We start from the raw sequence: 14,647 nt of genomic DNA on the forward strand, positions 1-14,647 counted from the left end.
TACGCCATAACACTTTCATGACCAGAAGGCGGTGTTTTTATACGATGTGGTCTCATCCAGATATTTGTGCCAGTACCTTGATTTAATAAAACATCACAATTGTAATCATTATAAAAATCTTCTGTTAGTAATACATGGTAAGCAGCATAATAAATGGTAGCTTTCCATGGAAAAGGCCCATTGCCTGGACCGTAAAAGTGCGTAAATGGAAATGCTGTACATTGGTTATTGTCTCCAAAAGTAACATCTGCTGTATCAAAGTCATTATAAACATCTACATTACATTCGGTAATACAGGATACTGTTATTTCTATATTATCTATAAAGTCTAATGTTTCTGCCTCAGGAATAGTTACAGAGGCTATTAAACCATTAGTTTCTGTATAATGTAATCCTTCAGTTGCTTTCATTTTTCGTCTAAGCTGGTAGATGTTTGTATCAGAGACATTAGTTATATTTAACTCAGAACCATTTCCAGTTGGTGTAGTATTATCTGTAGTTATTAAATCGGTTGTGTTTTGGGTAAGTTGTATGTCGTCGCTTGTTCCAAAGGTTGAATCTGCTCCTGCTGACCACCATGAAAACTCCATGCCTCTTAATGTACATAGGTTTTCTCCAATAGTAGTTTCTGTTTCGCAAACAACTTCTACTTGAGTTGGAATCTCTTCTATACGATCTTCAATAACTTCTACATTATCAAAATATACTCTGGTATTAGAATGTCTACCTGAAACGAATAATGCTTCATAGTTTTTATCTGAAACAAAAGAATATACCTGTTGGGAAACATTAAATCTATTGGCTATAAGATTAGTTACGCTTTCTGCGTTGTAATAAGGAGAAGTATCAGGATAATTAGTACCATTTTCAATACTTTCTATAAATCCGATACGGTATTGATAATGAGTTTCAGGGAGTGATGTGTTTTGAGCGTTTCCTTTACTGTAATGACTAACAAGATAGCGTTTGTTAGCTTCTAATGGTGTTTTTAATTTAGTCATAGCGGCTCTTCGTCTCTCTAAGTATATAATAGGGTTATTAGTTATTATAGTAGAAGTTGGATTTGTCATAAATGGTAAAGTTTCTGGTTGGTAGACATTAAAGAAATACCTTAATCTATCTGTAAGCGGATACCAACCAGGTACATCATTATAACCAATGCCATAGCCCATTAAAGGGAAATCATTAATCATGTTATGGTTGCTAGCAATAAATTCTGAATTACATATTAAATTACAGGAATTGTTAGATTCATTACAGTTAAAGTTTGTGAGATAATCATCGCATGGTAATATTTTTAATGATACTATACTTGTATTACTTATAGCACCAGTAGTATTTTCTTGTAGTTGATAGCGAATTTTATATTCTCTCCCAACAATAAGTTCATTTGTTGGTGTTATGTTTATTGTATTATTTACAAGTTGTGTTGTTATTTGTAGGTCATCATTAATATAGTCTGACGAATTTATTAAGTTAATAACCTCTACATTAACAATACTGTGGGTATTAAAATTAATATCGTTAGCAATACTGTTTATAGAAAAGGGCGCTTCGCAAATATTAAAAGTTTCGTAGGTTTCACAGGGATCATCATTAGTATATGCAACATTTAGAGTGCTTACTGGGTAGTTTATGTCTCTATTTGGGTTAATAATGGTTGGCGTCTCTACTAAGTTTTCTGTACCATATATACCTGTAGAGTTATAACCTAATTGATATAGAATTGAAGCCTCATCATGTCTTAATCGTTTATACTCTCTAAAATTATAGGTAGGAGACATTATATAATTAGTACCATTAAAACAGTTACCAATGTCATTAATGTGAGAAGGCATTATAAAGTTTCCGTCACTATCTGCACTGTGCAATGAAAAAGAATCTGTTAATGTAGTAATAGTATTAGCAGGACAAGGTGATAAAAAATCGGTATTAGTATTTATTCCAGAAGTAATACTCCATTCGTAAGGTACAGAAGTATCTACAAAAGGAGTGTTATTATGTTCTAGAAGCGTATCGAACACGCTAATAAAATGATCTATACCATTACCATTTTGGTCTAAAAAAGAAATAAACCCCATAGCATGAATTGCTTCATGAAGTATTATACCATATAAATCATAAACATCATCGGTGATGTTTATGCCATTATAATCCATAATACCATCATTATTTACGTCTGCAACAAACCCATCCACAAATAATTGATTCATGTAGTTTTGGTTAATTGTTATCTGTGCATCACTGGGTTGATTGGTTGTTTTCTTACCTGTATTAATCCTATGCCATAAATCTCCTCGAAGTATTTTTCCCTTTTTAGTATCTGTTGAGTAAAAAGAAGTACCTGTAGCAATAGGTTGTTCGTTTAAAGGTGTAGTGCCTCCTTCAGATAGGTCATCTAACATTATTTTTATTTCTATTAATGGTATAGTTCCATCGCAGGAAGATTGAAACACTAAAAATTGTTCTAAATCTTCAAAAACTTGATCTATAATTATTTTAAATTCTAAAGGGACTTCTCCAAAGTAAGCTGTCTTAAAATGACCTTGAGAGGTAATTTTATTAAAGCTTGGTTTTTGCTTAGCTTGTTTACCTGTTTTAATTGCATCACAATAGTAATTTCCTAATCGGTCTATTGCTAATATGTTTTTTTTATGTGTTCCGAAAGCATCAAAATGAGATGCTTCTGTACATTTAATAGTTGTTTTGTTTGGCTTAAACGATTTACATTTAACTTGGGCGTTTAATACACTTGTAATGAATACTATAAATAGAAAGAGTAATTTGTTATTATTTTTCATTTTTATGATTTTTAGCGTAAGTTCTATTTCTTAACTATAGATTAAATTTTAGGTTGTTACATGTTAAATACTCTACGATTTAGGCACTATTATGTATATTTACTTAACGATTGATAAATCATCATAGCCTTAAAACACAAAACATATACTGAGAACCGTTATTTTTTTATGATTTTAATCGTCTTTTGGCTGTTTTTAGATTCTAACTTTATAAAGTATAGGCCACTAGCTAATTTGTTTGCATTTATGGTTTCTAGATTATCTTTTTTGGTTAAAACAAGTACTCCATTACTATTGTAAAGCTCTATTTTATTTAGCTTTTCTTTAGGACTATAAATAGTAATGACATCGTTAACAGGATTTGGGTATACTGATAATTCTAAGAGTTTTGTGTTCTCTTTAGTATTAAAATTATTGGATGATTTTTCAAGTGCTTTAGACGTTTTTGAATCTATAACATTGGTAAATGTCCACGTATTATCATTTATGGTATCTGCTGTAAGATAGCTTTGTAATGCAATAACTTCTATTGCTGTTTTAGAATTATTTTCTAATAAATATATACTTTCTTTAGTGTGTTCTCCAAGTATTTGTAAGGTAACTATATCTGTAGCTTTATTACTTGAAGGCGCAGGTAGTTCAATAGCGTTTGCTAATGTTCCGCTAATTAAGTAACCATTAAACTGGGGTTTTTTAATCTGTTCTCCGCTAAAAAAAGAAGCAGAAGCTGTATTACCGAGTGAAGAAGTAATACTTGCTTTAACCCCTTTTGGTAAAATAATTGTGAACCCATAACTTTGTACTGCTGTTTTAAATGTTCCTGTATTTGAATTAGGAATAGCACTTACCGTGTAGCTATTCGATTCATTACTTCTTAGGGTGTAAGAGTAGCTACTTTGCGCATTTAGTTGAAATTTAATTAAGAAGAAAAAGATTGTAAATGCTATTGTTGATTTATATGTTTTCATGCGTTTAAATTTTATGATTTGTTATCTCATGTAGTTGGTTTATTTGTTGTATTGTAAACTAACTGACTAGTTGTAGATATTTATTTGTATAATCTTTATGGCAACTGCTCGATAATTTGATGCGTGCTAAAATTGAGGAAATTGCTTGGGTGCGCTAATACATTTTGTAAAATAAAAGGGGTGTCTGGAGTTGTGCCACTATATTGAGTATTACCATCCATATTAATATCTTCGTTGTGGTAACCAGTAACGGTATATGTTGGGAAATTTAAAAAGTTTCCAGGGGCATTAAGTACGAGTGATAAAATACTAGGTGAATCTGGCGTAGTTCCCGAGTATTGTACAACAGTATCACCATTAGCATTGCCAGCCCACATGGCAATTTTATTAGCAGGCATACCAAAAGTTGTTTGTGCATTATTACCGTAAGTAATTTGATTTGTTGCATCAGTAAAATCGATAGGTACTAAATTTCCAGATAATGAAACTGTATTGGCTGTTGTAACTCCAAGATGATTACGGTGTTTTATAGCAATGTAGTAATCACCATGAGGTTGGTTGAATGATAGCGATGATGTTCCATCTACAGCAACGATATCTCCATCTCGTTGTAATAAAGCTGAGGTACCGTCTACAATAACGGTGTTATCAGTTGCACTACGAAGTTCCACATATATCCAATCTACAATAGCATTAGCTCCGGTTGTATTAAAAACACTAGCATTACAAGAAAGCATATCGCTATATGGGCTAGTTGTTGGTATGTACGAGTTTGCTCTTAAATTGTCTCTCATTAAGTGTTCTTCTCCTGTATTTGGATTTAATGCAGCACCTTGCAACATTACTTTAGGAGCTATTTTAGTACCAAACCCTACCCATTCGTGAGACGTTACTTCCCAACCTTTGGTAACTGTTAATCCTTCGGTTGGTTTTATATCTAAGAGTAAGTTATTTTTAAAGACAATTTTTCCAGTTCTATTTTCTATATAACAGAGAACAGGATTCCCGTTTTCTATTATTTTAGTTCCATTATCGTCATAAGCTTGAAAAGTCCAGAAGTGCTTAATATAATTGCCGTTTATTTTATTATTCTCGATATTAGGTCCATTAGTAAAAAAATCTGTAGAAGAATTTTTAAAATAATATTTAGTTAAATTATCTGTGCCTGTTAATGTGAATTCAAAGTCTTCCCATTGTTCATCTAATCTAGATTCTTGTTTTATAGAAAAGTATACATTAGTGTTTATTTCAGTATGATCATTAACAGTTTCTTTTGTAACATCATATCCTTGTCCAGTTATATTATTATGAGTTACGGTATGTGTCCAGTAAGTTGTATCGTCTCCTTCTAAATATACAATTTCGCCATCTAGTCCAGGAGTACCAGTTGGATCTGAGTTTACATAATATTTATCTATAGGGTTTCCAGATAAAGTAGAACCTATTTCTATAAGTCTATTTTGTAATGGATCTATTTTAAATTCAATAACTTCTCCGTTATGTCTTTTTCCAGATGTTTTTAATACTAGATTAGATAAAGTTGTATTACTCCTTTTATTGTTTAACCCATTAGTAGAATAAAATGGATTTAGCCTTACATAGTCATCTTGAACAGTAAGTGTAATATTACCATTAACATAAGCGCCATTTCCCCAATCTATGCCGCCAAAACGAGTAGGTTCATTAGTTATGTCGTATAAGTTTTCTATAAATGTTGGATTAATAATTGCTACATTTTTATTTGTTATAGTAAATTGATTAGATTGTAATACATCACAACCAACTGCATTTAAATCGGAATGATCTAAAAAATAAGGTATTGAATAGGTGTGAAAGAGTCTAATACGATCTTTAAACACACCTCTTGGAGCTCCACTATTTACAGTAGCCATTCCATTATTTGGATGATTGGAATCAAAATAAGGTCTTATTAATCTTGCAAAGCCCAATGTGTTACTAAATTTAAAGTTATTAAATTCCACAGTAGATCCTTGAAAACCAGGTCCTAGAAATAAATTGACATTTGCAGATGAATTAAAAGTACAGTTTTCAAATATTAAATTGGTGTTTTCTGTAAAGTACGTTTGATATAGAGGATTAGGATAATGAAAAGCCCAAGGAAGTTTATCGTTAGTATCGACATTATCTAAATAGTGTAAAGTACCATTAGGAACAATGGGGAAAATATGTCGATCTAACATTAGTGTTGTTCCGAAATCTGTTCTTTTAAATTGAACAACAACTCCTTCTTTTAGAAACCGTATTAAGGTTGCATTATAGGAATCATTATCACTAATAAAATCAGAGTTATAAACGTCCACAGTCCTGAATTTAAAATTATTTCCACTTCCGCTAGTTAAACTATTTAAGTATAAGAACTCTCCCGTAATTTCAGTATTTGTTAATTCTAAATTCCCAAAAATTCTTCTGGCTTTTATAGTACTACCAAATATTTTTAAAACACCTCTAGTTGCATCTGCAATTATTCTATTGTCTCCAGCTTGACTATAGTTTTCAAATTGTAACCCAGTCCCAAGTATTGTAGACGTCCTAATTGTTGAAAAAAGAGGTTTTCTATCTGGAACTATGGATCCTGCATATTGATCACTGAAAGCATAATATCTCCAGTGCCCAAATTCACTTGTAACATCTTCAATATCAAAGGCAACATCTTGATGAACATAGTTTGGATGCCCATAAGTTTTTACCCAGCTAGGGTTTTGGTTAGTGTGCGTTGGTAGCACTAAGGAGTTAAAGTCATTATGAAATTGAATAGTAATAGTGTGATTTGAACCATTAGCTAAGGTTGTATTGGAAACGTCTAATTCATAACCATTTAAAATAGTAGCAAAAGCAGGATCGTTTAAATGAAATTGATAAAAAGGGCCGCCATCAATACTAACACCCATTGTTCTAGAAGGGGCTACATAGTCGTACCATGAAAAATCTATAGTGTTCATTGGTTTTAGTTTACCATTTACAATTTCAAAATTGTTAAACTGCCAACGTCCACCGTCATTTTCTGTATAAATTCCCTCTGTGGTGAAATCTCTTCCACGTTCTCCTAAATAATGCCCACTATAATCGACTCTTAACTTTTTAATAAATATTTGAGAGCCACCTCCAAATTGAGAAATGCCTCCATTTCGTGTTCTTATGGTGGCGTTTGGGTCTGTGTTTTCTATAAATATTCTTTGAAAATTAGCGTTGTCTTCTAAGCCTCCTAGCACGCCATTAAAATAACTATTCCAAAAAGCGTCTATATTCATCATATTAAGGTCCTCGACTAATGGTGTTGTATTAAGTAATTTAATATCCCTAACAGAACTTCCAGCTCCATGACTAGGGCTTAATAACCTTGTTGAGAAAAATGAACATTGTCCTCCCCATCGTGTTGTGGCCTCGTCTGGAGGAATACAAGATACGTCCACTGTTATATTATGATTTGAGGCAGAACTAGTTTGATTATTGTTAGGTAGAGAAGTAGCAAATAAAGCAAAGCTAATATCCCAGTTAATATTTTCTGCGCATAGCTTTATTCTTGCATTGTTTGTATTTCTAATGGTTATTGCTCTGTCGTGAGGAAAAACTAAAGCTTTATTTGTTGGTTCTAAATTATTACAATCGTAAAAAGGATTTACACCTATAATGCCATCTTGATCTAGTGTAATTACTCCATCGGTATTAGTATTCATTGCATGTTGTAATGCGCTATAGTTATTGGTGTAAACATAAGCTTTTGTCGTAATATTTTGGTTTGGCGTAATGTTTATTGTGGCTTGTGTTCCATCTGTAGAAACATTAGTAATTTCGGCAGTAATAGTTACTATACGTCCTGGGGTTGTAAATGGCAGTACTGTACCAACTTGAGGGTCTGAGGCATTATGAAAGCCTTTTCGTATTGCTATTAGTTTACCAATATCTGCATTTGTAAATGCATCTGTAGATTCTGGTGTATTATGTATTGTAATTTGGTTGGATCCCGGAGTAATGGATACATTAAGATAGCGTAAATCTGCAATTATATCTGTACATGTAGTATTAATTGAGCCTAAAGTATTAGCATTTAAAAATAAGCCTATGAGGCATAAAATTAGTGTTGTTATTTTCTTCATAGTATCACGGAGTTTATACTATAAAGCACACAAAAAAAAAGGCTTAAAACAACAGTGAATACCCTATTTTCCCAAAAATAGGGTGTCTTTTTGTGTTTTAATTAATTGATTTATAGGTTTTTGTGCTGTTTTGTGTGTTTTGAGAATTTAACCGTTTTATATAATAAGAAGGCAATAATCCAGTACGTTTTTTAAAATATTTAGTGAAGGAATCTGGACTTTTATAACCTATTTCTTCAGATATAGATTGAATAGAATAAGCTCTAAATTTAGTGTCATTTTTTAATCTATAAACAGCGTAGTTTATTCTTAAGTTATTTATATAAGTATTAAAATTACTTTGGTAATGGTAACGTATTACCTTAGAAAGGTATGTTGTATTTGTTTTTATTTTTTTAGCAACATTAGTAGTATTACAGTCTGTATTTAAATAATATTGGTTTTTTTCTAGTTTTATTAAACCATTTAAAATTTTCTCTATAGTTTCTTCTGTTATATCTAGCTTCTGTTTCGCTGGTGTTATACTATCAGTATTAGGATTCTTTTCTTTTTTATTTAATTGCTCTATTAGAGCTTTAAATTTTTGTTTATTATTTCGTTTATTTCTTACAATGTATAGGAAGCCCAAAGCAACTAGTACAGATAGAGAAATAAGGCCATATAAAAAGTAACTTTCGTTTTCTTCTTTCTGAGTTTTTAGGTTTTCGAATTCTAATTTAGATCTTTTTATCTCTGCTTGTCTTAGATTTAGTACTAATGTATCTTTTCTTTCTTTTGAGTTAGATAAATATTCTATATGCTTTTCAAGATATAAATTAGCTTTATTTAATTTATTAATTTTTTTGTATGCCTTAGCAAGATACCAATAGTAATCTTCTTGCCATATTTTGTTTTCATCATATTTATATTCTTCTAAAAAGTTTATTGCGTCATTATAGCTCTCTTCCATATAGGCAATTTTACCTAAATAATAATTTTTTTGAAAGTTTCTAGAGTCATAATCTATGTCTCTTTCGTATGCTTTATTAAAAAATAATTTAGAAGAATCATAATTTTTATTGATAAAACTTATTTCTCCTTCATTGATGTAATATTCTCTAAGCCAAAAAAAATAAGACTTGCCTTTTTTTTCTTGTAGATTTTTATATGTATTTATATTATATTTTTCAGCGTTCTTACTATCATTCAAAAAAATATAAGCTTTTGTTATATAGTTATACGATTCGCATAGAGATAATGATTTAGTTTTTATTAAATTATTGTAATAATCTTGATTAGTTTTTTTTATTATCTCTAGATTATAAACTATTTCTTTTTGAATTTTAATAAATTCTTTTTTCTTTCCTGAAGAAGAATAAAAACTAGAGAGGTAATTTAAAAAAATTAATTTTGAGTCTAAATCATCTAATTCAATAGATGTGTTTATAGCTATATTGAAATCCTCTAATATTTTTTCAACAGAAAAATCATTTTTATTAAAGTTAATTTGTGTTTTAAAATCATAGAGAAATAAGAGATCCTTGTCTTTAGCTAATTTAATAGCTTTATTTAAATAATATAAAGAGCTGTCATATTCTTTTTTTTGAATGTGATATATTGATAAAGAATAATAATGAAGCCAGTCTTTTTTTTTAGTTTTTTTGTTATTTTCGGATGTTTTATTTACATGTTGTAATAACTTCCCATCAATAGTAATTTTTATTTTGTCTACCCAAACTTTCCCCATTCCTGATAATAAGGCTCCAAAAACAATTTTTTCTGCTCTTTCATGAATATTTAATTCTAATTCATAACATTGCCAATCTGTGGTTTTGATTATACCTTCTCTCTGCATATTATTAAATGCCAAATGCGGATCTATCCTTAACCATAAACCTGCCCATCCTTCAGTTACATTCTCTGTTTTGATATAAGCAGAAAACTTTATTTTTTTTCCTATAAAATTTACTGGAATACTATATGTTATTGGTTGAAAATCTTCTCGAGATTTAGCATTTGTACTTTCAATTAAAATGGAATGCTCTCCACTATATTTAATGCTTTTATCTATAGTTACTCTATAGCCTTCTTTTTCTTTACACCACCAATCTTTTGCTTTATTATTCTCAATATTTTCAAAATCAAAATTATAATCTTGAGAGAATGATTGGGTTGAGAATAAGGAAACTAGCGATAATGTTAATAGAAGTAGAGGTAATTTATTTTTTATAGTCATTTAGTGGTTTCAGGTGGTTTATAGTAAAGATAAACGGGTTAAGTTTTTCAGAAATAAAAAAGAATTTATTTAACAATTAATTAATTATAAGTGTTATAAAAAACTTAAATATTGCAAAATAAAGTCATGTTTGGTAATATAAAATACAAGAAATAAACTACTCAAAACAATACTTATTGTCTGGATTTTATAAAATTCCGGTATCTTTTTTATACGAAGTATTACTTTTAGTACTTAATACAATTAGTAATAGTTATTTTAGATGTTTTAAATTATAATAATGTCCAAAAAAACGATTTACTCAATCCTATCTGCTATTTTATTGATCGCAGTATATTCCTATAATTTATATGCAGAGAAAGAAGAACAGCAGCAGATAATAACAAAAGGAGCATCGCAAAAGGAAAATACAAATGAGTATTTTTTACCAACAAGTACAACAGGACAAATTGTACATCATGGGGGCTATTCGTTAAGTTACAGCGAACCGCATGAACAAGCAGAATGGGTGGCATACGAATTAAAAAAATCACATTTATCTAATACGCATTTTAAGCGCCCCTATTTTGAGGTAGATAAAGCTGTAAAAACCAAGGCAGCACATTGGCGTAATTATAAAAAGTCGGGATACGATAGAGGCCATTTATGCCCAGCAGGAGATAGAAAGTATAGCCAAACAGCTCATGATGAGACCTTTTTGACAAGTAATATAAGTCCGCAAACACATGCTTTTAATGCAGGCGTATGGAATAGGTTAGAACAAAAAACAAGATATTGGGCTAGTAAATATAATGGTGTTTTTGTAGTATCTGGAGGTGTGCTAAAAGGAAATATGAAAACAATAGGAGAGGAGCAGGTTGCAGTACCTAATGAGTTTTATAAAGTTATTATAGATAATAATTCAGGTAAAACAAAAATGCTAGCTTTTCTGATACCACATAAAGATTCTAATAAACCATTATATGAATTTGTAGTTTCTGTAGATAAAGTAGAACAATTAACAGGAATCGATTTTTTTCCAGAATTAGAAGACGCTAAAGAAAAAAAACTGGAAGCTTCCAGTAGTTATAAAGATTGGAGTTTTTAATTAATTCCTATTTAATATGCCTTGCCAGCGTAATTTACGGATAAATTTGCCTTGTTTTTTGGTAACTAAACGTTTAGGTTTATTAAAAACTGCTTTACAATAGCCAATAATGTAATTATTAAAATACCTAAAGCTTTTCTTTTTAATCCCCATTTTTAATGCCGTTAAAAGATTTAAAATAAAACCATAACGCATTTTATACATAGCTTCTCCCTGTAAGTACTTTGCCGATTTGTTATAGCTTACTCCAGTTGGTTTTAAATGTTTTACGTGTAAAGTCTCGTCTGTAAGTAACTCCCAATTATAAAACTTAGCCAATAGCTCATCTACAGTATCCCAACCCATAGCAGGTTTTAATTGACCTATGTCGTTAAAGCAATTTTTTCTGTAAGCTTTTAAAGCACCTCTAATATGATCCTTTCTTGTTAAGTTTTCTAAAATCCAGTTATTATTCTTGTTAACGTAGCAGAATCCAGCAGCCATTCCCAATTTAGAATTAGCTTTAAAGTGGTTAACAATACACTCTAAATACTGTTCTGGAAAGATTAAATCTGCATCGAATTTACAGATTATATCATAATCTTCATCTAATGAATTAAAACCTTTATAAAAGGCATTTATAATTTTAGAACCAGGTAAATGTTTACTTGAAGACTTAGAATTTACTAGAGATATCCATTGATGTTTAGAAGTAAAAGATTCAACTATTGCTTGTGTATTATCTGTAGAATTATCATTAACAATAACAAGCTTCTTAGGTTTTAAAGTCTGATTTACTAGGGACTCTAATGTTAAACCAATACAATCGGCTTCGTTATGTGCAGGAATGACAATGTATATATTCAAAATTGAAAAATTATAAATTCAAAGTTACAGTCTTTTAAATAAATTTCCTTCGTAAACTTTTCCAAAGTTGTTTACGTATAAAATCTCCTTCCGTTTCAGTGACTATATAATCTATATGCTTAGCTTTTGCTTTAAAAAAACCAGTTATAGTATTAAAAAAATAAGATAAACTTCGTTTGCTAATAGTATTTCGTATAGAAAATAAACAAGCTAACACAAAACTAAAGCGCATTTTGTATAAAGCTTCACCTTGTAAATAGCGACTGTTTTTAGTATATGTTTTTCCTGTAGGTTTTAGGTGTTTTACTTTAAGAGTTTTGTCAGTTTTTATAGTCCAACCATTATATTTAGCTAGTAAAACATCTACAGTGTCCCAGCCAATGCTTTCTTTTAATCCTCCAATAGCATTAAAACAAGCCTTTCTGTATGCTTTAAAAGGCCCTCTTACATGGTTTTTAGAAGCTATAGTTTCATAAACCCAAGTCTCTCCTTTTTTTATGTAGGCTAAACCTCCTGCAATGCCAATGGTTTTATCTAAATTAAAAATAGAAACAATACTTTCTAAATAATTATTGGGTAAAATAATATCAGCATCGAATTTACAGATTATATCATATTCATTATCTAATACTTTTAAACCTTGGTTAAATGCATTTATAACTTTGCTACCAGGAATATGCTCGCGGGAAGAGCTAATAGAAATGCAGGTAATCCAATCGTGCTTTTTAGTAAAAGATGTTATTATTTCTTGTGTATTATCTGTAGAGTTGTCATTAACAATTACAACTTTTTTTGGAAGTAAAGTTTGTTGCACTAAAGCATTAAGCATTAATGTAATGCAGTCTTCTTCGTTGTGTGCAGGAATGACGATATATATATTCAAAAAAGACTAGGTTTAAAAACCAAAGTTAAACTTTAAAGATTAAAATAAACAGTAAAATAAGGTGTAATATTTATTTAATGCGTTCAGCATAAATAATATAGTATCTGGGAGTAAACCATCTTAAAATGGGTCTTAGTCCAATTTTTTTAGTTGGGTTGGTCCATTTTTTACGATCTATAATTTTCCAGCCTGCTTTTTCTAAAAGCCAATCGAATTGCCAATCTTCAAATTCATGATAATGCCTGTCCCACTTATCGGTTTTACTTCTATATGCAGGAGCAAACCATAAACGCATAGGAATACTAGCTACTATTTTGTCTGCTTTTATAGATTTAAGTACAGTAAAAGGAGATAATAAGTGTTCGAATATTTCGAAGGCGGTAACGACTCCAGCATTCGATTTTTCTATTGTAGAGGTATCTATATCTAAATCTTCTCCAGATGTATTCTCTACTTTGTACCCATTTTTTATCATAATTTCTGTAAACGGGTTGGTTACGCCTAAGTCTAAAATAATCTCAGATTTTGAAATATGTTTTTCTAAAAAATGATAGGTATGTTTATATCTTTTATGAGGAAACTGCTTTTCGTACATAATCGTTTTCCACAAATGTGGAGTTTTTGTTGCTATTAAACCAAATAACGAATATAATTAAAACACTAATTAATATCTATAAACAATAGCATTAATATGCATTCCAGATCCTACGCTAGCAAACATGATAATATCTCCTTTTTTTAATTCTTGATCTTCTATTTTGTTGTTTCTTATTAAATCGAAAAGAGTAGGGACCGTAGCTACAGAACTATTACCTAATTTATGAATGCTCATAGGCATAATACCTTTAGGAACAGGTGTTTTGTGTAACCTGTAGAAGCGCTTAATAATGGCTTCATCCATTTTTTCGTTAGCTTGATGGATTAATATTTTTTTTACATCTTTAATAGAAACACCACTTTTGTCTAAACAAGCTTTCATTGCAGCTGGCACATTATTTAATGCAAACTCATAGATTTTGCGACCATGCATTTTAAGGTACTTTGTATTTTGCTTTAAATCCTGATTGTTTGAGCTTCCGTAAAATAAATAATAGGCTTCATCATAAGTGTAACTAGCTGTTTCATGCGCTAATATCCCGCCATCTTCATCTGTTGCTTCAATAACAGTTGCTCCAGCTCCATCTGAGTATATCATGGAATCTCTGTCATGTTTGTCTACGACTCTAGATAATGTTTCCGAACCAACAATTAGGCATTTTTTTGCCATGCCAGCTTTTATAAAGGCTTGCGCTTGTATAACGCCTTCTATCCAACCTGGGCACCCAAATAAAATATCGTAGGCAACACATTTAGGGTTTTTAATACGCAAACTATGTTTTACTTTAGAGGCCAAACAGGGTAATACATCACCTTGGTTTGAGTTAGAACTAACATCTCCAAAGTTGTGCGCTACTATAATGTAGTCTAATGTTTCTGGGTCTACATTGGCATTTTCTATCGCTTTTTCGGCTGCAAAAAAAGCTAAATCTGAAGAGTTTAGATGTGCTTTAGCATAACGACGTTCAACAATGCCTGTAATGGCTTTAAATTTTTCAACAATAACTTCGTTAGGGTGTTCTATTCTTGAGCCGTCCACATTTAGAAATTCGTGTTGATGAAAATCTTCATTCCTCTCTATTGTAGCTGGGATATAGCTTCCCGTGCCAGTAAACTTAATATTCATAAAAAAAAT

The 14,647-nt window shown here is 30.7% G+C and carries 9 protein-coding genes; 1 reads left to right on the forward strand and 8 read right to left on the reverse strand.

Going from position 1 to position 14,647, the window contains the following annotated elements; translation table 11 throughout:
• The 4 genes from ACVC2P_RS04620 to ACVC2P_RS04635 all read right to left on the reverse strand — a co-directional run.
• The coding region (locus ACVC2P_RS04620; RefSeq protein WP_452597312.1) for a hypothetical protein at window positions 1–2,801 on the reverse strand (2,801 nt) is incomplete at its 3' end.
• Between the two features lie 158 nt (window positions 2,802–2,959).
• A complete protein-coding gene (locus ACVC2P_RS04625; protein ID WP_452597313.1) occupies window positions 2,960–3,769 on the reverse strand; it encodes a T9SS type A sorting domain-containing protein in 810 nt (269 codons plus the stop codon).
• A 95-nt stretch (window positions 3,770–3,864) separates the two neighbouring features.
• Entirely contained in the window at window positions 3,865–7,884 is a 4,020-nt protein-coding gene (locus tag ACVC2P_RS04630) for a hypothetical protein (RefSeq protein WP_452597314.1), read from the reverse strand.
• Window positions 7,885–7,981: 97 nt separating this feature from the next.
• Window positions 7,982–10,099 (reverse strand): helix-turn-helix domain-containing protein, encoded by a 2,118-nt coding sequence (locus ACVC2P_RS04635; RefSeq protein ID WP_452597315.1) that lies wholly within the window; start codon window positions 10,097–10,099, stop codon window positions 7,982–7,984.
• 280 nt (window positions 10,100–10,379) lie between these two features.
• Here ACVC2P_RS04635 and ACVC2P_RS04640 point away from each other — a divergent pair, with 280 nt between their 5' ends.
• The gene (locus ACVC2P_RS04640; protein ID WP_452597316.1) at window positions 10,380–11,186 is read left to right on the forward strand and encodes a DNA/RNA non-specific endonuclease; all 807 of its coding nucleotides are present in this window, start codon (window positions 10,380–10,382) and stop codon (window positions 11,184–11,186) included.
• Here the strand turns inward: ACVC2P_RS04640 and ACVC2P_RS04645 are convergent, their stop codons facing one another.
• The 4 genes from ACVC2P_RS04645 to ACVC2P_RS04660 form a co-directional block, all read right to left on the reverse strand.
• Entirely contained in the window at window positions 11,187–12,032 is an 846-nt protein-coding gene (locus ACVC2P_RS04645) for a glycosyltransferase family 2 protein (protein ID WP_452597317.1), read from the reverse strand.
• 34 nt (window positions 12,033–12,066) lie between these two features.
• Window positions 12,067–12,915, reverse strand: a complete 849-nt coding sequence (locus ACVC2P_RS04650; RefSeq protein WP_452597318.1) for a glycosyltransferase — start codon at window positions 12,913–12,915, stop codon at window positions 12,067–12,069.
• Window positions 12,916–12,985: 70 nt separating this feature from the next.
• Entirely contained in the window at window positions 12,986–13,510 is a 525-nt protein-coding gene (locus tag ACVC2P_RS04655; RefSeq protein WP_452597319.1) for a methyltransferase, read from the reverse strand.
• A 69-nt stretch (window positions 13,511–13,579) separates the two neighbouring features.
• Entirely contained in the window at window positions 13,580–14,638 is a 1,059-nt protein-coding gene (locus ACVC2P_RS04660; RefSeq protein ID WP_452597320.1) for a 3-oxoacyl-ACP synthase III family protein, read from the reverse strand.
• Between the last annotated feature and the right edge of the window lie 9 nt (window positions 14,639–14,647).

The organism is Pontimicrobium sp. MEBiC01747, from assembly GCF_053601635.1.

Coding starts and splice junctions, on each gene's coding strand:
- ACVC2P_RS04635 (WP_452597315.1), bottom strand. CDS start 10,099: ATGACTATAAAAAATAAATTACCTCTACTTCTATTAACATTATCGCTA.
- ACVC2P_RS04655 (WP_452597319.1), bottom strand. CDS start 13,510: ATGTACGAAAAGCAGTTTCCTCATAAAAGATATAAACATACCTATCAT.
- ACVC2P_RS04625 (WP_452597313.1), bottom strand. CDS start 3,769: ATGAAAACATATAAATCAACAATAGCATTTACAATCTTTTTCTTCTTA.
- ACVC2P_RS04630 (WP_452597314.1), bottom strand. CDS start 7,884: ATGAAGAAAATAACAACACTAATTTTATGCCTCATAGGCTTATTTTTA.
- ACVC2P_RS04660 (WP_452597320.1), bottom strand. CDS start 14,638: ATGAATATTAAGTTTACTGGCACGGGAAGCTATATCCCAGCTACAATA.
- ACVC2P_RS04640 (WP_452597316.1), top strand. CDS start 10,380: ATGTCCAAAAAAACGATTTACTCAATCCTATCTGCTATTTTATTGATC.